The 22,817-nt window shown below is 39.6% G+C and carries 19 protein-coding genes and 1 pseudogene; 16 read left to right on the top strand and 4 right to left on the bottom strand.

The features are described 5' to 3' along the window. Nucleotides 1-94 precede the first annotated feature (94 nt). Complete coding sequence (locus AB2N10_RS15510; RefSeq protein WP_369434074.1) at nt 95-3,148, bottom strand: efflux RND transporter permease subunit; 3,054 nt, start codon at nt 3,146-3,148, stop codon at nt 95-97. 42 nt (nt 3,149-3,190) lie between these two features. Then, the gene (locus AB2N10_RS15505) at nt 3,191-4,285 is read right to left on the bottom strand and encodes an efflux RND transporter periplasmic adaptor subunit (protein ID WP_354623272.1); all 1,095 of its coding nucleotides are present in this window, start codon (nt 4,283-4,285) and stop codon (nt 3,191-3,193) included. Nucleotides 4,286-4,604: 319 nt separating this feature from the next. Here AB2N10_RS15505 and AB2N10_RS15500 point away from each other — a divergent pair, with 319 nt between their 5' ends. The 4 genes and pseudogenes from AB2N10_RS15500 to AB2N10_RS15485 all read left to right on the top strand — a co-directional run bounded on the left by AB2N10_RS15500 (nt 4,605) and on the right by AB2N10_RS15485 (nt 9,653). Beyond that, entirely contained in the window at nt 4,605-6,407 is a 1,803-nt protein-coding gene (locus AB2N10_RS15500; protein ID WP_369434073.1) for an assimilatory sulfite reductase (NADPH) flavoprotein subunit, read from the top strand. After that, nucleotides 6,407-8,101 carry an assimilatory sulfite reductase (NADPH) hemoprotein subunit gene (gene cysI / locus AB2N10_RS15495; RefSeq protein ID WP_354623271.1) on the top strand — a complete coding sequence of 565 codons (1,695 nt, stop codon included), beginning with the start codon at nt 6,407-6,409 and terminating at the stop codon, nt 8,099-8,101. Before AB2N10_RS15500 ends, cysI begins: the two co-directional genes overlap by 1 nt. Further along, nucleotides 8,088-8,872 (top strand): annotated as a pseudogene (locus AB2N10_RS15490) (phosphoadenylyl-sulfate reductase). The gene cysI and the pseudogene AB2N10_RS15490 overlap by 14 nt, the downstream one beginning before the upstream one ends. 157 nt (nt 8,873-9,029) lie before the next feature. Then, a complete protein-coding gene (locus AB2N10_RS15485) occupies nt 9,030-9,653 on the top strand; it encodes a tetratricopeptide repeat protein (RefSeq protein WP_369434072.1) in 624 nt (207 codons plus the stop codon). A 12-nt stretch (nt 9,654-9,665) separates the two neighbouring features. Here the strand turns inward: AB2N10_RS15485 and AB2N10_RS15480 are convergent, their stop codons facing one another. Next, nucleotides 9,666-10,490, bottom strand: coding sequence for a helix-turn-helix domain-containing protein (locus AB2N10_RS15480; protein ID WP_354623268.1), 825 nt, complete (start codon nt 10,488-10,490; stop codon nt 9,666-9,668). Between the two features lie 231 nt (nt 10,491-10,721). On the opposite strand from AB2N10_RS15480, the gene AB2N10_RS15475 reads away from it, so the two are divergent. From AB2N10_RS15475 to AB2N10_RS15425, 11 genes are all read left to right on the top strand, one after another. Next, the gene (locus AB2N10_RS15475) at nt 10,722-11,669 is read left to right on the top strand and encodes a rhamnulokinase family protein (RefSeq protein ID WP_369434071.1); all 948 of its coding nucleotides are present in this window, start codon (nt 10,722-10,724) and stop codon (nt 11,667-11,669) included. Between the two features lie 29 nt (nt 11,670-11,698). Next, nucleotides 11,699-12,172, top strand: a complete 474-nt coding sequence (locus tag AB2N10_RS15470; RefSeq protein ID WP_369434070.1) for an FGGY-family carbohydrate kinase — start codon at nt 11,699-11,701, stop codon at nt 12,170-12,172. Nucleotides 12,173-12,188: 16 nt separating this feature from the next. Continuing rightward, nucleotides 12,189-13,451 (top strand): L-rhamnose isomerase, encoded by a 1,263-nt coding sequence (gene rhaA, locus AB2N10_RS15465; RefSeq protein WP_369434069.1) that lies wholly within the window; start codon nt 12,189-12,191, stop codon nt 13,449-13,451. Between the two features lie 92 nt (nt 13,452-13,543). Continuing rightward, nucleotides 13,544-14,539, top strand: coding sequence for a rhamnose ABC transporter substrate-binding protein (gene rhaS / locus AB2N10_RS15460; RefSeq protein ID WP_369434068.1), 996 nt, complete (start codon nt 13,544-13,546; stop codon nt 14,537-14,539). Nucleotides 14,540-14,622: 83 nt separating this feature from the next. Beyond that, on the top strand, nt 14,623-16,131 hold the full coding sequence (locus AB2N10_RS15455) for a sugar ABC transporter ATP-binding protein (RefSeq protein WP_369434067.1): 1,509 nt from the start codon (nt 14,623-14,625) through the stop codon (nt 16,129-16,131). Next, entirely contained in the window at nt 16,128-17,111 is a 984-nt protein-coding gene (locus AB2N10_RS15450; RefSeq protein WP_354623263.1) for an ABC transporter permease, read from the top strand. The genes AB2N10_RS15455 and AB2N10_RS15450 overlap by 4 nt, the downstream gene beginning before the upstream one ends. Nucleotides 17,112-17,133: 22 nt before the next feature. After that, the gene (locus AB2N10_RS15445; RefSeq protein WP_354623262.1) at nt 17,134-18,138 is read left to right on the top strand and encodes an ABC transporter permease; all 1,005 of its coding nucleotides are present in this window, start codon (nt 17,134-17,136) and stop codon (nt 18,136-18,138) included. A 20-nt stretch (nt 18,139-18,158) separates the two neighbouring features. Then, nucleotides 18,159-18,485: an L-rhamnose mutarotase gene (gene rhaM / locus AB2N10_RS15440; RefSeq protein WP_354623261.1), complete on the top strand. Its 327-nt coding sequence runs from the start codon at nt 18,159-18,161 to the stop codon at nt 18,483-18,485. An 81-nt stretch (nt 18,486-18,566) separates the two neighbouring features. Then, complete coding sequence (locus AB2N10_RS15435; RefSeq protein ID WP_369434066.1) at nt 18,567-18,917, top strand: hypothetical protein; 351 nt, start codon at nt 18,567-18,569, stop codon at nt 18,915-18,917. Then, nucleotides 18,899-19,390, top strand: coding sequence for a rhamnulose-1-phosphate aldolase (gene rhaD / locus AB2N10_RS15430; protein ID WP_369434065.1), 492 nt, complete (start codon nt 18,899-18,901; stop codon nt 19,388-19,390). The genes AB2N10_RS15435 and rhaD overlap by 19 nt, the downstream gene beginning before the upstream one ends. 17 nt (nt 19,391-19,407) lie before the next feature. Beyond that, the gene (locus AB2N10_RS15425) at nt 19,408-20,493 is read left to right on the top strand and encodes an iron-containing alcohol dehydrogenase (RefSeq protein WP_369434064.1); all 1,086 of its coding nucleotides are present in this window, start codon (nt 19,408-19,410) and stop codon (nt 20,491-20,493) included. 215 nt (nt 20,494-20,708) lie between these two features. Here the strand turns inward: AB2N10_RS15425 and AB2N10_RS15420 are convergent, their stop codons facing one another. After that, entirely contained in the window at nt 20,709-21,494 is a 786-nt protein-coding gene (locus AB2N10_RS15420) for a LysR substrate-binding domain-containing protein (RefSeq protein WP_369434063.1), read from the bottom strand. Nucleotides 21,495-21,794: 300 nt separating this feature from the next. Here AB2N10_RS15420 and AB2N10_RS15415 point away from each other — a divergent pair, with 300 nt between their 5' ends. Next, nucleotides 21,795-22,571, top strand: coding sequence for an oligogalacturonate-specific porin KdgM family protein (locus AB2N10_RS15415; RefSeq protein WP_354623257.1), 777 nt, complete (start codon nt 21,795-21,797; stop codon nt 22,569-22,571). The last annotated feature ends 246 nt before the right edge of the window (nt 22,572-22,817 follow it).

Raw genomic sequence — 22,817 nt, 5'->3', positions numbered from 1 at the left:
CTCCTATTCCCTCATTAAGTAGCCATATAAACAAAAAAGCCCCTACAAAATCAATGCAGGGGCTTTTATCTCAACTTAAAATAGCACCTTAGCTTTACGCTAACTCTCTATATTTTGCTTTATAGAAAATAGCATACAGCACGGGAATGATGATCAAAGTTAAAATCGTTGCAAATCCGAGTCCCGCCATAATTGCAATCGACATATTAACAAAAAACACATCAGCCAATAGCGGAATAAGCCCCAAAATGGTTGTCGAGGCGGCCATCATCACGGGGCGCATACGCGCAACGGAAGACTCCACAATCGCTTGAAACAGCTCTTTTCCCTGCTCCTTTTGCAAATCAATCTCTTCAATCAATACAATCGCATTTTTAATCAATAAACCGACCAAGCTTAACGCACCAAGTAAAGCCATAAAGTCAAATGCACCACCTGTTATTAATAAGCCTGCAGTAATACCAATGACAGCCATTGGCACCACTAACCAAATTATCAGCGGTTGACGAATACGACCAAATAATAAAATCGTGGCAATAATCATTAACAGGAAACCACCCGGCAATGCAGAGAAAAGAGGCCCAGATGCTTCTCGACCATCTTCATATTCCCCACCCCATTCAAGGGTATACCCTGGCGGTAAATCGATAGCTTCTATTTGAGGTCGTAAACGATTAAATAATGGTGAAGCTAACTCGCCAATGGGATTACAGGAAGCAATAATGGTATGAGCCCGGTTTCTATTGCGCACAATATTATTTTCCCATACTGTTTCAAAACCAGAGACAACCTGTCCAACCGGTACGGTTTGTTGCAATATGTGGCTATAAACCTGAATATCATTTAGCTTGGCAACATCATCTCGCTCATTTTCTGGCGACCGTAAGACGATATCCAGTAGACGGTTACCATCTCTGAAAATCCCAACACTATTGCCCACAGAAGATTGCTTTAACGCCGCCGTTAATTCTGTTCTGGTGATCCCTAACTGTCTGCCAACTTGTTCATTGAAAACTGGACGAATCACTTTAACAGGCTGACGCCAGTCATCACGAATATCCTTCGCTTCACTATCGGTAAACATAATATCTTGTGCTTTATCGGAAAGCTCTCGCAGCACTTTTTGATCTGGCCCAGAAAAACGCGCTTCAATTTTTGAATCGCGTCCGGGGCCTATCCGTAGGTTTTTAATCTTCGGTTCGGTATTAGGTAACTCGACACGCATAAATTCATCGACTTTCTCCTGAATAGCTGCAATTTTCGAGCGATCTTCCGTTTTTACTATAATTTGTGCATAGGCCGCTGTTTGCGACTCAGGGGCATATACCAAAGTAAAACGAAGTGATCCACCACCAATAACCGTGGAGGTTGAGACAACCCCTTCCTGTTGTAATATAAATTGTTCAACTTTTAAGGTATCTTCACGGGTTTTTTTAATGTCTGTACCTTCAACTTCCCAAATATCGACAAAAAACATCGGTGTATTTGAATCAGGAAAAAAGCCCTGTTTCACATAACCAAATCCGATAATCGCAACAATAAATAGCGTCACAACTAGCGAGACACTTACCCAGCGGAAGCGTAATGCAACTAAAAGCAGTTTTTTATAAGCTTGGAATAAAAATCCAGCGTAGGGATCAACCTCTTTAGCACCTTCTACTTTTTTATCTGGCTTAATAAACAGGGCGCAGAGCAAGGGAGTGGTCGTTACAGCAGTCAGCCAAGATAAACTTAAAGAGATTAAAATAACCCAGAATAAGCTACCCGCAAACTCCCCGACCGAACTGACAGAAAAACCAATTCCAGAAAAGGCAACAATACCAATAACAGTACCACCTAATAATGGCCACATAGTCTGCTCTACGGTTTCGCTGGCCGCCTTAGTGGCATTCATTCCTGATTTTATTCGCACCAACATACCTTCAGCAACCACAATAGCGTTGTCAACGAGCATTCCCAAGGCAATAATCAATGCCCCTAGGGAAATACGCTGCAACTCCATATCTGCCATTTCCATTATCCAAATAGTGCCAGCAACGGTAATCAAAAGTACCGCACCAATGATTAAACCGACACGAACTCCCATAAAGAATAATAAAACAACCACTACAATAAGCAGCGCCTGTAGCACACTAATGACAAAACCATTTACCGAATTCTCAACCTCTGAAGGCTGATCGTAAATCGCCTCTATTTGCATCCCCATCGGTGTAACTGATTGGAGTTCTTTAAGGCGCTGATCAATGCGCTGACCAACGGCAACCACATTCGTACCCGATTGCATTGACAAACCAAGGGCGAGTGCAGGCTTACCGTTACGGTAATAAAGCAGTTTCGGCTCATCATTGTAACTACGTTCTATGGTTGCGATATCTTTTAAACGAATTAATTGTCGCCCATCACCAGAGATAAGCACCTCACCAATTCCCTGCACCGAATCAAATTCGCCGGTTGGGTGGATACGAATATAATCATCTTTAACACGCAAGTTACCCGCGGGGGACGCTACATTTTGAGACGTTAAAACGTTAGCAATTTCCTGAGGGTTCAGTCCCAATTCAGCCAGTTTAGTGCGTGATAAAAAGATATTAACTTGTTCGTGTTGCTCTCCAGCAATCACCACCTTACGAACACCATCCACCAACACTAACTCTTTTTTAAGTAGGTCAGCAAAATCTTTTAGGTCTCGGTAGCTATACCCTTCACCAGTTAACGCAATAAATAACCCATAAACATCAGCAAAATCGTCATAGACAATCGGTTTCATAGCCCCAGGAGGAAGCTTAGACTGCATGTCGGTGATTTTACGACGCACCTCATCATAAATACCGGGCATATCCTCGGGTTTATATTTATCTTGAAATTGGATAGATACCTCGGAATAACCGGGTCTATTCACGGTCATTTTTAACCGTTTTAATTGCTCTAGTTGCTGCAAGGCATCTTCAACATGGAAGGTCACTTCTGATTCAACTTCATTTGCGGTGGCGCCCGGATAGAGGGTTATCACCTTTGCTTCTTTAATGGTATAAGCGGGATCTTCTAGCTTACCAATTTTTTCATAGGCGGTGATCCCTCCACCAACTAAAATAAGGACCACCAACCAAGTGACCACTTTATTTACGACTGAGTACTCTGCAATATTCATTTCATTCCTGCCTTTGATGGCTTAACTGAGATAAGTTCTAAACTATGGTGCGGTCATAATATCGGCTTGCTCTACGAAAGGCATCAAGCTCACTTTGTCACCATCACGCATAAATGATACGCCAGCGATAACAATACGGTCTCCCACATTAACCCCCTCTGTCACTTCAATATTACTGCCTCTCATGCTACCAACTTTAACAGCTTGCTCTTTAAGCATATTTGTCTCAGGTTGGACGACAAAAACAACGGGATTCATGTCAATCCCCCCCTTAACGGCACTAATCGGAACAAGGAAAAATTTACTTAGTATTGTATCTGAATCAACTTCAATACGAACATTAGCGGTCATCCCTGCATACAATTTAATCTCTTTCGGTTGATCCATTAAGAAAGTTGCCTGAAAGGTTTGTGTTTGCGGATCAGCCTTAGTGCTCATTTCTTTTAATTTAATCGGGAAATGTTTATCAGGCATACTATCGAACGACGCATAAGTACGAAGATGGGCAGTCGTGGTTTGGCGATTTTGCAGTAAGTTTTCTGGAATATTTATTTTAATTTCAACTCGCGACACATCATTAAGATTAAAAATTTCCTCTTTTGCACTGACCTCTTCAAAATTATCAACGTAGCGTTTACCTATCGTCCCAGCAAAGGATGCATACAATTTAGTATAAAGCATATCTTGCTTGGCTTGATTATAATCCGCTTCGGCAGAGGAAAAGTCAGATTCCATTTTGTCATATTGAGTACGTGAAATATAACCATCTGCAACCAATTCTTTACCACGTTTAAAATCAGCTTTAGTGCGATTATAAATTGCTTTACGATTATTTAAGGTAATTTGATAATCGGTAGGATCAAGCTCTGCAAGCAATGCCCCCTTTTCCACCTTATCACCTTCTTTTACGTGAATTTTTAATAACTTACCAGGAATCCGAAAGGATACTTGCGCTTTTTGCACAGCGTCAACAAGCCCAGGGAAACTACGTCCATCTTCAAAAAATTGTTCTTCGACAAGCGTAGTTTTGACAGGCCTAATAACAGGCTCTTCAACGATAACTTCTTCTTGACTACAGGCAAAAAGATTAGTGACCAACAAAGTTAGCAACACTATTTTAAAGGACAAAAATTTCATCAGGTTCTCCACCATTAAAAGTTAAATAAATCATAATATTAAAACTAAAAGTAAAACTAACAGCATTACAAACAAGAATAGAGGCTATTGCCCCGTTAACCAAGTTAATTTTTATATTTAAAAGTATATAACAGACAGAAATAGCATGCGAAACTAATCTCAACAGCGGTAAGCATGCCAAACAAATTTAGTGAATAAAAGCGCGAATCTAAGTTGTAAATTCTATTTTGTTATAAAACATCGAATTTTATTATTATGTCACTATATTAACAAAGCGTAATATCGTCACTATCTTTATGTAATAGCGGAAATTACTTATATGGCACTTAATAATCTGTCGGCATTTACCTCGCCTCTATCAGAATCTCAACTTGCTCAACTGCAGCAAGCAACCGCAGGTTTAGAGCCTGTACAAATAGCTTGGGTAAGTGGTTATTTAGCTGCGATCAGCCAAAGCCCACAGGCAACGCAAACAGCATCAACAACGGTAAGCTCAGGACAAGTTCTCACCATTCTTTATGGCTCGCAAACGGGTAATGCTAAAGGCGTTGCGGAAAAGCTGGCAGAACAAGCAAGCGCCAAAGGGATTGCCAACCAGCTCATCTCGATGGCTGATTATAAAGTTAAAAATATTAAAGATGAGACCCATCTATTGATTGTTGCCAGTACCAATGGCGAAGGCGAAGCACCCGATGATGCAATAGATCTACACCAATACTTGGCAACTAAAAAAGCCCCTAAATTGAACAATCTTAAGTTTGCAGTACTCGGTTTGGGTGACTCAAGCTATGAATTTTTCTGCCAAACAGGCAAGGACTTTGAGCAACGAATTACAGCCTTAGGTGGCGAAGTCATCCATGACCGTTTAGATGCCGATGTCGATTATGAATCAGTCACCCCGTCATGGTTTGAGGCTGCACTAAATAAAATAGAAGCAACGATTGCCAAAGGCGGTGTTGCTGCTACCGCGATGCAGGCGACTCAAACAGCAACTCAGGCAAATAAATACAATAAACAGTCACCGTTTACGGCAACCCTCTCCGTTAGCCAAAAGATAACAGGGGATCGTTCCGCTAAAGATGTTCGTCATATTGAAATCGATCTTGATGGGTCTGATTTATCATATACAGTCGGTGATGCATTAGGTGTCTGGTTTAAAAATGATGAGGTGATGGTTGATACCTTAATCGGCAAACTGGGCGTTGATGCTGAAAAACAAATTAGCATTGATGACCGCCTAACGAAGTTTAGACAAGCACTCATTGAAGATTACGAACTCACGGGTACACACCCTGCATTTATTGAAGGTTATGGCAAACTAACTAATAACAGTGAGCTATTGAAATTAGCTGAAGATAAAAATGCCCTACGGGAATTTGCCAATAACCATCAAATCATTGATGTGGTGAGCGAACAAGGCAATGAAGCGATCAGCGAAGAACAGTTTATCTCTCTATTACGTCGCATATCGCCCCGTTTGTATTCCATTGCATCTAGCCAAAGTGAAGTAGAGGATGAAGTACATCTCACTATTGGGTCGGTACTATTTGAAAATGAGCAAGGTGAAGCACGCTCTGGCGCAGCATCGGGTTTCTTAAATCACCGCTTAGCAGAAGGTGGCGAAGTAAAAGTATTTATCGAAGAAAATCACAATTTCCGTTTGCCGACTAATCCTGATACCGCCGTGATTATGGTTGGTCCAGGTACGGGAATAGCACCATTTAGAGCCTTCATGCAAGAGCGTGAAGCGGGCGATGCAACGGGTAAAAATTGGCTGATATTTGGCGATCAAACCTTCAATGAAGATTTCCTCTATCAAACAGAGTGGCAATCACATTTAAAATCAGGGCGTCTAAATAAGTTAGATTTGGCCTTCTCACGCGACCAAGCTGAAAAAATTTATGTGCAAGACCGCTTAAGAGAGAACGCAGCAGAAGTGTATCAATGGTTACAGGATGGCGCTCATTTTTATGTCTGTGGTGATGCCAACAGAATGGCTAAAGATGTGCACACTGCATTAATAGAGATCATCAGCGAGCAAGGCAATATTAACGCTGAGCAAGCAGAACAACAATTAAATGAATTACGTAAAGCAAAACGTTACCAAAGGGATGTTTACTAATGAGCCAAAAATTACACGATAACGAACGCATTAAAATTGAAAGTAATTTTCTTCGCGGTAAATTAGTTGAAGGGCTAAACGATAACACAACGGGTTCGTTTCCTTCCGATGAAGTGCAGCTGGTGAAATTCCACGGTTTATACCAACAGGATCACCGTGATTTCCGGGCTGAGCGTAAAAAACAGAAATTAGAACCTTTATATTCATTCCTGTTACGCGCTCGTTTACCTGGTGGGGTTGTTACGCCGCAACAATGGCTTGAGATAGATCGCATCGCCTCTGAACTGACCGATGCGGGTAGTATTCGTATTACCACACGACAGACTTTCCAATATCATGGGATTTTTAAACGTAATCTAAAATCGGTATTTCAAGAGCTGAAATTTAAAGCCAATATAGACGCTATTTTTACCGCAGGTGACGTAAATCGTAACACGATTTGTACCTCAAATCCGGAACAATCAGCACTACACAGTGAAGTTTACACGTTATCAAAACAGATTAGTGAACACTTTTTACCAAAAAGTAATGCTTATGCTGAAATTTGGTTAGATGGTGAAAAAGTATTAGAAACTGAAGACGAGCCAATTTACGGCGAAACTTTCTTGCCTCGTAAATTTAAAATAGCGGTAGCACTGCCTCCTTATAACGATGTGGATATTCATGCGAATGATCTTAACTTTGTTGCCATTATCGAAAATGAAAAAATTATTGGTTACAACGTCATTGTCGGTGCGGGACTTGGCATGACCCATGGTGATAAAACCACTTTCCCTCGCTTAGGTGATGATTTTGGTTTCATTCCCGTAGATAAAGTGATCCCTGTAGCGGAAGCGGTAGTGACGACGCAACGCGACTTAGGTGGTCGAGTTAGCCGTTCACATGCACGAGTTAAATACACTTTAGAAACACATGGTGTTGAAACCTTTAAAGTAGAAGTTGAAAAACGTTCAGGCATTACCTTTGCCGCACCGGGTAAATATGAATTTACCGATCGAGGCGATCGTATCGGTTGGGTTAAGGGTATTGATAATAAATGGCATTTAACTGTATTTATTGAAAATGGACGTATTCTTGATTTTGTCGGCAAACCATTAAAATCGGGCTTAAACAAGATTGCTCAAGTACACACCGGTACTTTCCGCATGACAGCTAACCAAAACTTAGTGATTGCTGAAGTTGAAGAGTCACAAAAAGAGCTGATTGAGAAAATGGCACGTGAGTGTGGTTTGATTGATGACGGTACAACGGATCAGCGTAAATACTCAATGGCCTGTGTTGCATTACCTACTTGCCCATTGGCAATGGCAGAGGCTGAGCGTTACCTACCCGGTTTAACCGATGACGTTGAAGCGCTGTTGGCCAAACATGGTATCGCCAAGGACAAAATAATTCTACGCATCACCGGTTGCCCTAATGGCTGTGGTCGTTCAATGCTCGCTGAAATTGGTTTAGTTGGTAAAGCACCAGGTCGTTACAATCTTTATCTAGGTGGCAATACCAACGGTACGCGTTTGCCAAAAATGCATAAAGAAAATATCGACGAAGCAACCATCCTGGCGACATTAGATGAGTTAATCGGCCGCTGGGCAGCAGAGCGTAATAATGGTGAATGTTTTGGTGATTTCGCTATACGCGCAGGTATCGTTTCCGAAGTGATTATCGCTTCTAGGGATTTTCATGATCAAGAATAACAGTAGTGAAACTAAGCAGTTCGATCTGCAATCTTTACTTGCATTAGACAAACAGCAACGTACAGAAACATTAGCAGAGGTCAATGTACAATTAGAATCAATGAACGCAGAGCAACGCATTCAATGGGCGCTAGATAATTTACCCGATGAGTTTGTTCTCTCATCAAGTTTTGGTATTCAAGCTGCAGTCTGCTTACATCTGGTGACGAAAATAAAGGCCGATACGCCGATTATCTTAACGGATACCGGCTATCTGTTCCCTGAAACCTATCAGTTTATTGATAAGTTGACCGAACAACTCAACTTAAACCTTAAAGTCTATAGTGCACGCCATAGCAATGCTTGGCAGGAAGCTCGCTATGGCAAATTATGGGAACAAGGTGTTGAGGGTCTGACCAAGTACAATTTGATCAATAAAGTTGAGCCGATGCAACGCGCATTGAAAGAACTAAATGCACAAACATGGTGTTCAGGTTTACGTCGTTCACAGGCCTCTAGCCGTGAACAGTTACCTGTTTTAAGCATACAAAATGGCTGCTTTAAATTTTTACCCATTATCGATTGGAGTAATAAAGATGTCTTTTATTACCTGAAAGAGAATGATTTGAATATCACCCACTATGGGAACAAGGCTACGTGTCCGTTGGTGATGTACAAACCTCACGCCCACTCGAAGCAGGATTAAGTGAAGAGGATACGCGCTTTTTTGGTCTTAAACGAGAATGTGGACTACACGAAGAACAAACCGAAGATCAAGGTAGCGGGATCTAAAAAACTTTCTCGCGTAAAATACCCCATAGTCGCTTCAATTAGCTAAAAAGCGCTCTTGTTAATAAGCGCTTTTTACTCTTTTCCTAAAATAAAAGTTAATTATTTTAATTTCCTGCCGATAATATAGGAATATTACTGAGTTCAGGGACTGTTCGCGATGAAAGCTTTATTTTTTCTATTAATTACATTTCTATTTCCACCCTATGTCAGTGCAGCATATGAAGTAGTGCAATTGTATTCACAGGATGAGCTGAACAATTTAATCGACGCAAACCTACATTTACAACGCGTAAAAGCCGATGACTGTCAATTAGTCGAAGATATCAAAGCACACGCAATAAAAGTACATGAACCCTCCTATACCTATTTATGGGGCGATATGCTGGCATGGGGAGTCTGTGTAGAGCGAGATGCGACGCTAGGCATGTACTACATCAAACAATCAGCTAAGCAGGGACTGTTAGCAGCAATAGAACAATTAGGCCGCTATTATGAAAAGGGAACTCTGGTTAAAAAGGATAAAGATTGTGCCCTTATTTACTATCGAGAAGCGGCACTACAGGGCTTTTTAAAAGCGAAGGTAAATTACGTACGTCTTTTAAATGAAGGTTATGGTAGCCCAGTCGATTATATGGATGCCTATAGAGCGCTATACCATAGCGTTATTGCCGATAAGAAGTTGCAGCAGCAAGCTAAACAATTACTCTCAGTGTTAGCTGAAAAAATGCCAGAACATATTATCAAAAAAGCAAAAAAAGAGAACTATGACATAGCCAGTTAACAGATCCTCCCCCTAGTTTTTTTCATTATTATTTCTGTAATGACTAGGCGGTTGTTCCATTATCTCTTTGAACATTGAACTAAAATAATTGCTGTCCGAATAGCCGATACGGTAGGCGATATCTGTAATACAAATATCAGAATGTATTAAAAGATGGATGGCATTTCTAATACGTATTTGATGTAAGTATTGATTAAAAGACTTATTGGTGTGCTTTTTGATAGAGGCGCTCAATCTTCTCGATGAAAGTTTTACTCGCTCAGCAACACTATCTATAGTCAAATTTTCATGTGACTGGTTATTCATGATTTGAATAGCAAGCACGATTCGCTCATTTTCAGTTAATTTTTGATGGTCTGTTATTTTCCCTCGCCAGAGTTCAATAATTATTTCTTGAAAAATAGCATGACACATTAATTTTGCATCGTGTGTTCCTTTATGCGATTCGGCATCCAGTCTTTTAATTAATGCCGCGATTGTAGTCAAAGCTGAATCATTAACAAAATACCCCTTAAGTAGACCATCTTCATCAGGTAAAAAGGAAGTTAAATTAATACTTTCGTTTAATTTATCTCGTAAATACAGAATATTGCTTAGATGTAGATTGTTAACGCTTTGAAATGCATGCCTATCGTGAGAGTTTATAAAACAAACAAAATTTTGACTAACTGGTGTTGGAATATCATTTAAAACATGTATTCCTTGCCCCTTCGATACGATAACAATTTCCTCAAAATCATGGCTATGTTCAGGATATGGAAGTTGTGGCTCACGTAATTCGGTCGTTACTGCGGTCTGGGAATCAAGAAAAAAATCACAAGAGTTAAGGCGTATCATTCTAAGGCGTCCGTTTAGTTAGCAAAAACGATAATTTTTAGTTTTTTTTTAAATCACCACAGATAAATGTATACAACATTCTTTGAAAAGATTTGCGATAAATCTTTTTTTGTGAGGTCTATAAAGAGAATCTTTAAAAAATAACATGTGATTCATATTATTCTGAAAAATAATGAAGGTTGTCATTATTGTTTATAACTAATATCACTCTATCGGTTTAGGAGTGATTAAATGATGAAAAGTGTTATTGCTATCGATCTCGGAGCTGGAAGTGGCCGAGTCATACATGGGCTCTATAAAGATAATAAATTGATCTTAAAGGAGTTCCATAGATTCGAAAATATAAATGTCATACGCAATGATTTTCTATGTTGGGATACAGACTATTTAATTACTGAAATAAAAGAAGGTATAGATAGAATCATTGCCGCGGGTATTACCCCTGATTGTATGGCGATTGATAGCTGGGGAGTTGATTTTGTCTTGATCGACAAAGATGGCCTAAAATTAGGCGATTCTGTTACTTATCGAGATCCACGTACAACTGGTTTGATGGATAAAACCATAGCGCAACTTGGCAAAGATTATTTATATAAAATTACCGGTATTCAATTTCTTCCTTTTAACACTATTTACCAACTTATTGCACTTAAGAAGCAGAACCCTTGTTGGTTAAACAGTGTAAAACACTTGCTGTTCATTCCTGATTATTTAGGGTTCCGTTTGACAGGCACTCTGAATTGCGAATATACCAATGCGACTACATCTCAAATGGTCAATTGCCAAACGATGCAATGGGATGAAGAGTTATTACATAAACTCTCCTTACCTTCACAATGGTTACTACCTATATCTAAACCAAATAGAATCATTGGCACCTATTCTCATGAAATGACAAATCAAGTTATCCCATTCGCATCGATCACCAGCCATGATACCGCTGCTGCAGTGTTAGCAGTCCCGAAAGTAGAAAAGAATGTGGCGTATCTTAGTTCAGGAACGTGGTCGTTGATGGGGATAGAAAGTGATCAAGCTATTGTTTCAAAAAATGCGCAGGACTTTAATATAACGAATGAAGGAGGGGTAGAGGGAAAATTTCGTGTATTAAAAAATATTATGGGGCTTTGGCTTATTCAAGGGATTCAAAAAGAGTTAAAACAATACAGTTTGCTGAATTAGTAGAGTTTGCAAGGCAGTCTACTCCTTTTATGAGTTTAATTAATCCAGATGATTTAAGTTTTTTAAATCCTCACTCAATGGTTGAATCCATACAGTTATTCTGCCAAAAAACAGGGCAGCCTATCCCAGTATCTCCTGGCGAACTTACTCGTTGTGCGATGGAAAGTCTAGCAATGCAATATCGCTCAGTTTGGCAAGCGTTAAATGAGCTCTCTGGTAATGTATTAACTGGGATCCATATCGTTGGCGGTGGCTGTCAAAATTCACTTCTTAATCAACTATGCGCTGATGCATGTAATTGCGATATATGGGCAGGACCAATAGAGGCATCTGCAATCGGGAATATTTGTGGTCAATTGATTGCCATCAGTGCAATTGAAGATGTCTCAGCAGCGAGAAAATTAATCAACAATTCATTTGATATATCTATATACAAAGCAAATTCGTCAAATTCATTTGATGATCAATCGGTTCGCTATCACAAATTATGCGATACCTTATAGTTTAAAGAGGCACATTATGAATAAAAATGACAATATTGAAAATGCATTTAAGATTGCCAAGCAGCAATATATGGATTTAGGCATTGACGTCGATAAAGCGTTAGCGATAGTCAATACAATCCCTATCTCAATGCATTGTTGGCAGGGGGATGATGTATCCGGTTTTGAAAATCCAGATGGGCAATTAACCGGTGGAATTCAAACTACGGGTAATTATCCTGGCAAGGCAACAACGCCATCTCAGCTTCGTGATGATATTTCTGAAGCGATGACAATGATTCCGGGAACACTTCGTTTAAATCTACATGCTATTTATCTCGAATCAGATGAAAAAGTAGATCGAGATAAAATTCGTCCTGAGCATTTTAGTAATTGGGTCCTATGGGCAAAAAGAAATAAAGTGGGCCTAGACTTCAATCCATCGTGTTTTTCACATCCTTTAAGTGCAGACAATCTTACATTAACTAATCCAAACAAAGAAATTCGAGATTTTTGGATAGAGCATTGTAAAGCAAGTAGAAAAGTTTCCGAATATTTTGGTAAAGAGCTAGGCACACCATCAATGATGAATATTTGGATTCCAGATGGCTACAAAGATGTACCTGCTGACCGATTAGCGCCACGTCAAAGATTAATGGATTCTTTAGATCAAATAATAGAAGAGAAGTTATCGCCTGAATTTCATAAGGATGCTGTTGAGTCTAAATTATTTGGTATCGGGACTGAAGCTTACACCGCAGGATCAAATGAATTTTATTTTGGGTACGCGGCAACTCGAGGTATTGCATTATGCATGGATGCCGGACATTTTCACCCCACGGAAGTTGTCTCAGATAAAATTTCATCTGCTTCACTATATGTCAATGAAATGTTATTGCATGTAAGCCGTCCAATTCGTTGGGACAGTGACCATGTTGTTATGTTGGATGATGAAACACAGGCTATTGCTAGTGAAATAATTCGCCATGATCTTCTCGATCGCGTCACCATTGGCTTGGATTTTTTTGATGCATCAATTAATCGAATTGCCGCATGGGTCATTGGAACTCGGAATATGCGGAAAGCCTTGCTAAAGGCGCTATTAGAACCGATTGAACTGCTTAAAAAAGTAGAAATTAGTGGTGATTACACTAGTCGACTCGCACTTCTAGAGGAAACTAAGTCTGCACCTTGGGCGGCCGTTTGGGACTATTACTGCATGCAACAAAATGTGCCCGTGGGTATAGATTGGCTTGAACAAGTAAAGTGTTATGAAAAAGATGTCTTATTAAATCGTTAAAGGCAGTAACCAGGTAACAATTGAGATCATAAGCAATGTCAATGAAATAAGTATTACGTCAAACAATAAATCTATAAATGGAGTTTACGAATATGAAAATTAATAAAGCACTTAAATCAGTAATTATTGTATTAAGCATTATTATTAGCGGTGTTGTGCAAGCGGAGTCGGTACGTGTTGCTCTCGTCGTAAAAGCACTTGGAATAGGTTTTTTTGAAGCGGCTAATGATGGCGCTCAAGAGGCTGCAAAAGAGCTTGGCGATGTTGAAATTATCTATACAGGTCCGGTGACACCAACAGCGGAAGGGCAAATTGAAATTATTAGTTCGTTAATTTCACAACGTGTTGATGCTATCGCTATTTCAGCTAATGATACAGATGCGCTAGTGCCTATTCTTAAAAAAGCCCAACAACGTGGCATTAAGGTTGTTTCATTTGATTCTGGAGTTGCTGCACCGGGGCGGGCTGTCCACTTAAACCCATCTAGCAATGAATTAATCGGAAAAATAAACTTAGATTTAGCGGCCGTCGCAATAAAAGAAACGGGTAGTGAAGGTGGTGATTTTGCCATTTTAAGTGCCTCTCCTACTGCAACAAATCAGAATATATGGATTGATGAAATGAAAAAAATGTTGCCTCAATATAAAGGTTTAAACCTTGTTGCAACAGTATATGGAGATGATCTTGCTGATAAAAGCTACCGTGAAACTCAAGGGTTAATAAAATCTTATCCTAATTTAAAAGTAATTGTAGCACCAACTTCTGTGGGGATTGTTGCAGCCGCCCAAGCGGTCAGTGATATGGGCAAAACGGGCAAAGTATTTGTTACTGGATTAGGGCTTCCTTCTGAATTGGCTGGTCATGTAGATTCAGGTGCGGTGAAAAGCTTCGCGATCTGGAACCCAATTGATTTAGGGTATGCGGCCACGGTGATTGCTTATAATCTTGTTAAAAATAATGCGACTGAAACAGAAGTTAATATGGGCCGAATGGGAGTTGCTAAACTTGACGCCAATGGCAACGCTGCAATGGCTGAACCCTTTATTTATGATAGTAATAATGTTCATAAGTTTGCGAAAATTTTCTAGATTATTTAGGTAACAACGATGCCGGTGTTGACTTGCCTTGAGGCACCGGTTCTCAATCTATTATTACTATAGAAGATAATATTATGTCAGAAGTTAAGCCTATTTTGTTCCTTGATGGGATCTGTAAACACTTCCCCGGTGTAAAGGCGTTAGATAACGTTAAACTCGAGCTTTATTCAGGAGAGGTTACTGCATTAGTCGGTGAAAATGGGGCCGGCAAGTCAACATTAGTAAAAGTAATGACTGGAATCTATCAACCAACTGCAGGGAAGGTATGGTTAGATACAGAAGAAATTAATTTAGTCACTCCAGATGATGCCCGTAAACTTGGTATAACAGCAATTCATCAGGAAACAGTATTGTTTGATGAGCTCAGTGTTGCTGAAAATATTTTTGCTGGGCATTTGATTTTGCATCCATCAGGTCGATTAAATTGGAAAAAAATGGAGCAAGAATCAGTCAGAATTCTCAATGAAATTGATGCACCTCTTGCCCCTAAAACAATACTTAAAGAATTAAGTATTGGGCAACGGCATATGGTTGCAATAGCGCGCGCCTTATCATTCGATGCCCGTGTTGTTATTTTAGATGAACCCACTGCAGCATTATCTCACCGTGAAATAGATGATTTCTATAAAATTGTTAGAAAACTAAAAGATAAGGGCTGTGCGATCCTGTTTATTAGTCATAAATTTGATGAAATATTCACTATCGCAGATCGATTTACAGTGTTTCGAGATGGTTGCTATGTTGGAGATGGGAAAATAGATGAGATCGAAGAATCAGACTTGGTTACGATGATGGTTGGACGAACCATTGAGAATGCTTACCCTAAGTCGAGTGTAAAATTAGGGGAAAAAATTCTTGAGGTGCATAATTTTAGCCATCCAACTGAATTTGATGACATTAATTTTGAGTTACATCAAGGCGAAATATTAGGATTTTATGGGTTGGTTGGGGCTGGGCGTACCGAGTTAATGCAAGCTTTGTTTGGAGTTACCAAGAACGCTTCCGGACAAATAAAAATAGCACAGCAACCCATTTTACTTAAATCGCCAAAAGCTGCTATTGAAGCGGGAATAGTCTATGTCCCCGAAGAGCGCCAAAGTCAAGGTGCGATTCTAGAATTTCCAATCTATCAAAATATTGCCTTACCGCAGTTAAAAAAAATCAACCCCAGCGGCTTCCTTAATGACAAATCAGAGTATGTGCTGGCTGATGAGTACGCAAAACGTTTACATGTTAAAGCCCCTAACTGGCATGAAAAAGTTGCAAATTTATCGGGTGGTAATCAACAGAAAGTTGTTATAGGTAAATGGTTAGCGACGAAGCCTAAAGTCATCATATTAGATGAGCCTACAAAAGGCATTGATATAGGTTCCAAGGCTGCAGTACATGAATTTATGTCAGAACTAACGAGTGATGGCTTAGCTGTAATTATGATTTCCTCTGAATTACCCGAAGTGATGGGGATGTCGGATCGAATTATTGTTATGCGCGAAGGGTTAATGGCTGCTGAATTCGAACGAAAAAACTTTACTGCTGAAAAAATAGTGAGTGCTGCAACAGGTTTAGCTGGAGGTGAGCAATGAAAAATTTACTAAAGAATCGGGAATATCAATTGGCATGCTTGATATTAGTCATGATTATGCTAATTGGATTCGCTGTACCCGACTTTGTTGCTGTAGGAAATTTATTTTCTGTCTATAACGACACATCAATATTAATAATACTGGCACTAGGTCAAATGCTCGTAATTATTACGCGTTGTATTGACTTGTCAGTTGCTGCAAATGTCGCATTGACGGGGATGGTTGTTGCTACGATTAATAGCACCTATCCAGATATTCCTGTCCCTATTATCATTTTAATCGGTGCTGCACTAGGGACATTGTTAGGGATGATTAATGGCCTGCTTGTCTGGAAATTAAATATACCTGCGATTGTAGTTACGCTTGGAACAATGAGTATTTATCGCGGCACTGTCTTTCTATTAAGTAATGGAGAATGGATAAATGCGCATCAAATGAGTGAGATGTTTTTAGCAATACCCAGAACCATTTTTTTAGGGCTTCCTATATTAAGCTGGTGTTCGATCATGGTCATTATCGCTTTCTATTATTTTACTCGTCATCATCCTCTCGGTCGAAAAATATATGCGGCAGGCAACAGTCCCACAGCTGCCTATTATATTGGAGTTGATGTCGGTAAAAAACAGTTTATAAGTTTCACCCTATCAGGTTTATTAGCTGGTATAGCAAGCTACCTATGGATATCGCGATATGCGGTTGCATATGTTGATATCGCCAATGGTTTTGAGCTCCAAGTTATTGCTGCATGTGTTATAGGGGGCGTGAGTATCGCAGGAGGAACTGGGACTGTCTTCGGCTGTGTTTTGGGCGCCCTTTTTCTTGGTGTGATTAATAATGCATTACCAGTAATCGGAATATCCCCATTCTGGCAAATGGCAATATCAGGTTCAGTTATTATTATTGCTGTTATTGCAAACTCTCGTTCCGAACGAAAGCTAGGGCGGATCATATTGAGAAAAGCAGTGGCAAATGCATCTTAGAAATAAGTTCTGGAGAAATAAAATGGAAAACGTAGATAAAATTTGCATGGTTAACCCTTCATCCCCCAAAAGAGCTTTACCTCGGTGGCTATTGACTTGGGAAGCGTTCCTATTATTAGCAACAGTGTTGGTTTTCATTATCAACTGTTTTGCATCGCCATACTTTTTGGATCCATGGTCTCTTTCGGATGCTTCCTTTAATTTTACGGAGAAAGCAATCATCGCACTGCCTTTGGCATTAGTGATTATTGTCAGAGAAATAGATATTTCCGTCGCTTCTATTATTGCCCTTAGCTCTGTTGCCATGGGATTTACCGCAGAAACAGGCGCCGGCATTGAATTGATTTGTTTAGCCGGAATGGCCGTTGGTACATTATGTGGTTTGTTCAATGGATTGCTTGTGACTCAATTACAAATACCGTCTATTGTTGTAACGATAGGGACAATGAGTCTTTTTAGAGGCATCTCTTACATCTTACTTGGTGATCAATCTCTGCATAACTATCCTGAATCATTTGCTTATTTTGGCCAAGGATATGCTTTTTCTTTGTTTAGCTTTGAATTTGTCACTTTTGTTATTTTGGCTGTGATCTTTTATATATTGTTACATAAAAGCAATTTTGGCCGACAAACCTATGCCATAGGCCAGAACCCTGTTGCTGCTTTTTATACGGGTATAAATGTTGCTCGTCATAAGCTGATCTTATTCACGCTAGTGGGCTTATTCTGTGGTGTCGCTTCTATTATGTTGACGTCAAGATTAGGCAGTACGCGGCCGACTATTGCCCTTGGTTGGGAGTTAAGCATCATCACCATGGTTGTTTTAGGTGGGGTGAGCATTCTCGGTGGCTCTGGCGGTATTGGCGGTGTTGTCATTGCTATTTTCTTAATGGGATTGGTCACGGTTGGATTGGGCTTATTAAATGTACCAGGAATAGTGATGTCAATTATTATTGGGTTAATGCTCATTAGCGTTATTGCTTTGCCTGGTTTATTTAAACGTTTACTGGCTGCGAAAGCAAAATAAAGGTGCTAAGGAGAGTTCCGATGAACAATGAATTTATAAGAATAGGATTGATCATGTATTTATTGCCCAACTGTGCACAGGAATATGAGCGTCGCCACGATGAAATATGGCCGGAGTTGCTTAAGTTATTAAAACAGCACGGTGGTCGCAACTACTCCATTTTTTTAGATAAAAATAGTAATCAACTATTTGCTTACGTAGAAATCAAAAATGAAAAAGTGTGGAGTGATTTGGCCAATACGGATGTTTGTCAAAAATGGTGGCGTTATATGAAAGATATAATGAAAACCAACCCCGATAATTCGCCGATGATGACAATGATGCGTTCAGTCTTTTATATGAAGTAACACCCCCTATTTTTAATCTATTTTTTGCACCTGGATTGAGGATAGTTACGCCTAAAATTTAATTAATTATGTGAGAATATTATGACTAAAGTAACCTTAAATAGTCTTGTTGTTGAACAAATATCCAAAGTTTCTGAAGCGGGTCAATACCTCTGGCAACGAGAATGGGCCGAGCGTAATGGTGGTAATATTTCAGTTGATCTCACTGAGATATTTGGCGAAGTACCGAGTGATTTATCGGCTTATCCGCACTGTTTTCTAAAGTCCGTCGGCGAGTTTGCTTTCCCCAAGGAAAGTGCTGGGCATATTTTCTTTGTTAAGGGCACAGGAGAGCGTATTCGCGATTTAAAAACTCCACAGGATGCTGGCTGTGTTTTGAGAATCGATGATCAAGCTAATGGTTATCATGTTCTTTGGGGGGGCGGGGAGTAGATAATTATGCGCCGACTAGTGAATTTATTTCTCATGTTGAAATTATTATGGCGAAACAAAAGATGGGGAGTTTAGATCGCTGCGTTATCCATACACATCCGATAGAACTGATCATGCTTTCCCATCATCCCGAATATGCTCATGATGAAATGATGTATACACAAATGTGTTGGCAAATGATCCCTGAAGTCAGAGCATTTGTACCTCGTGGAATTGGTATTGTTCCTTACTGTATGCCAGGAAGTCAAAAATTGGCCAAGGGGACAACTGAGAAGCTTATGCAATATGATGTCGCCATTTGGGAAAAACATGGTGCAGTGGCAACAGGTAAAGATGCGTTAGAGGCATTTGATTATATCGATGTTGCGAATAAGGGAGCGAAATTATTTCTCGGCTGCCTAGCCAGTGGATTTATTCCTGAAGGCGTAAGTGGTGCTGATTTATTGGATTTAAAACAAACATTCAACCTTTAAAATAAATAGGAGTTATTATGTCTTTCGCATTAAAAATGCCAAAACTGAGCCTGACAGGTGTCGGAGCAACGGGTGATAGCATTATCCGATTAAAAGCAATGGGCAGTAAAAAAGCCTTATTGGTGACAGATAGAAATTTAATACAACTAGGAGTACTCGATGAGCTATTTGCATCACTGAAAAATCAGCAACTTGATTATGTTTTATTTGATGAAGTAACTCCTAATCCGACGGTTGATATGGTCAATCGAGGTAAAGATATATATTTACAAGAAGCGTGTGATAGTTTTATCGCCGTGGGGGGCGGCAGTCCAATTGATTGTGCAAAAGCGATTAGAATTATCACCTCAAACGAAGGTAATATTCAAGATTTTAACGGTATTGAAAAGGTGAAATATCCCGGTGACTTTTTTGTTGCTATCAATACAACATCTGGAACTGCAGCTGAAATGACATCTAACTCTGTTATTACAGATACTAAGAATCGAGTTAAAATGGTGATCATTGATGATAAGCAAATACCTGATATCGCTGTCAACGATCCCACTTTGATGCTAGGTTTGCCAGCTCATGTTACCGCTGCAACGGGTATGGATGCATTAACTCATGCCATTGAAGCCTATGTCACCCCTAGTGCTCATGCTTTAACCGAGCCTACGGCACTTGAAGCTATTAAGCTGATTAATATCTGGTTACCTAAAGCCGTCTCTGATGGACAAAATTTAGAAGCGAGAGAAAAGCTAGCATGTGCACAATATCTTGCAGGCATGGCGTTTAACAGCGCAGGACTTGGATTAGTACATGCAATGGCACATCAACCTGGTGCAACGCATAATTTGCCTCATGGAGTATGTAACGCAATATTATTGCCTATCGTTTGTGAATATAATGCCGAGAAAAATCCAGAACGATTTCGTGCTGTTGCCGAAGCTCTCGGTGGTGACACGAGCAAGTTAAATGATAGTGATGCAGCCGACTTGGCGGTATTACTCATTCAAAGATTAAGTAATACAGTTGCAATTCCTGCGGGATTCAAAGAACTGGGTATTACGAGTGAGGATATTACCAGCTGGATTGATAAGGCGATGATAATCCTTGTTTAGGCGGAAATCCAAGAGTGCCAACAGAGCAAGATATTCAAACTTTGTTTGAAAAAGCACTGTAACACTGGGCAGTAAAAATTTTATACCATGCACCTTCGACCGGTTAATTGTGATTAAACGGTCGAATTTAACTCAAATCTAAACTAACAGTCACCATTACAAAATGGGTAACTGTCAAATCAAGTCTGCTCTACTATCAATAGACAATATCCAATCTAAAAGTATGTTTTAGATAAAGCAGGTAAAAGTGATAACAAATACTCGATAGTCGGTGATTGATGGGCATTTTTATTATGGAAAGCCGCAAAATTAAGATGCAAATCATTCCATACAAAATCTACTTTTAAAGGAGCTATTTTATCTGCTTGTAACGCTTCGCGCGCATAATATTCAGGTAATATCGCCCACCCCCCTTGTTCCAATAATTCACAGACATCTTTATTATTATCAACGGCAATATAGTGGGCGGCATAACGTAAATAATCATTGATACGAGAGTCTAAAAAACTGTGGGTAATAATCTGTCTATTGGTGCGCAAATCAAGGCGAGAAACTGAATCTTTAACTAATAATGGTGATTCTTTACCAGCATAAATTCCTAATTTAATAGCTCCCAATATACAGGCGTCTATTTTGACATTGGGAAACTGACGCTTAGCCGTTGTAAAAAACGCGACATCACTCACATTTTCAGAAACGTTTTCCAGTGATTCACTCCAGCTCAGAGCTTTCCAAACTAAATTTAATTTACTAAATTTTTGCTGCATTAGCTGACTCAACGCCCCCATAAATTGAATAGGTAGCATAGCATCATAATAGAGTGTGATTTGGCCTTCTTGCTCTATTTCAACCGCCGAAGTGAGTTCATCAAAAAACACCAATTGAGACTGTAAAAGTTTCGCATGAAAGTAGAGATTATCAGCTTTCTTGGTAGGTACGACGTTTTTTTTATCGACCTTAAAAAGGGTAACATGCATCTGCTCTTCTAAGGTTAAAAGCAACTCTCTGACCGTCGTTCTCCCCTGTTTAACTGACGAGCAGCTGCGCTATATCCACCTAATTCGTAAACTGCAATAAATGCATTAATTTGGCTGATTGATGGCATAGACATTCCCACATTGTTTGGTTTTCCCTAACATTATGCCCTTGATCTGCTTATTTAGTCCATTTATATTAGCGCCATCAATCAGGAAATGGATATATTAATAAGATTGAGCTAGTGAATATGAGATTCACCATTATGGATAAACAAGGAGAGAACGATAACTATGAATTATTAACAACTCAACAGGCTCACAACTATGAAAAAATTCAATCTTTCTATCGCAATTTCTACTATTTTATGTTCATCTCTTGCTTTTGCTGAAGGCGAAGCAGAAGCCGAAGTACCTTACACACCTCAAGGCACAACATCTTCATACATCACTGGTAATGTACAAAACCACTCTCGCCAAGATTTCAATGGATCTGATGTCACATCAACAATTGAAGCTGGGCACACCTTTGCTACTGGCACAACAGTATACGTTGAGTTTGACGGTATTCAACTTGGTAAAACAGATGAAGAAGGTGACGACAGCTACTACAGCAACTCCGCATATACTACAATCGGTGTTGATCAAGCTTTCGATATCACAGAAAGTCTTTGGATAGGTGGTGGTTACCAACACTTACTACATAATGGTGATACCATTCAATACCGCCCATACGCAAAAATCGGTTACAACTTCAATGATGGCATGTTGAAAGGTGTTTCTATTTCTAACCGAACTCGTTACCAAATTGCTGATGGCAGCAATAAAGTAGGCGATCAAGACAACACAAACGATCAACTACGTTTTGATAACAGAATTGCATACCAATTCCAAGAAATGCCTGTTCAAGTAGCTTACAACAATGTTTACTACATCAATGAAGCGGACAACAAGAGCAACACATTTGAGCATGAAGTTCGTGCAACATGGACTCGTGAAGGTGTACAACCTTACCTAGAGTACCGTAACCAAGCTGATGCTGCTGACGTCAACCCAGGCGCAAACAACAACGTTATCGTACTTGGTGCAAGTTACGCATTCTAATAGCGATTTAATGAGCCAATACATTATATAAAGTAGCTTATTAATCCGTTGATAAAAAAACCTCAGGTGAGTAATCATCTGAGGTTTTTTTATAGCCATTTTATAAACTGCGTTAGCTCAGACTGAATCTGGCAATTCTTTCAGCCTCTACAGCATTGGGGCTTTATTCGGATTAAGTATGTGATCTAAATTTTGCACAGGAAAAATGGCTTAATTTGAGGCATAAGTTGAGGTAAATGGTTGATC

It is taken from the genome of Psychromonas sp. MME1, from assembly GCF_041080865.1.
In the GTDB taxonomy this organism is placed as follows: Bacteria; Pseudomonadota; Gammaproteobacteria; order Enterobacterales; family Psychromonadaceae; genus Psychromonas.
The sequence above is the reverse complement of the archived record's forward strand: the minus strand, read 5'-3'. Positions and strand labels throughout refer to the sequence as shown.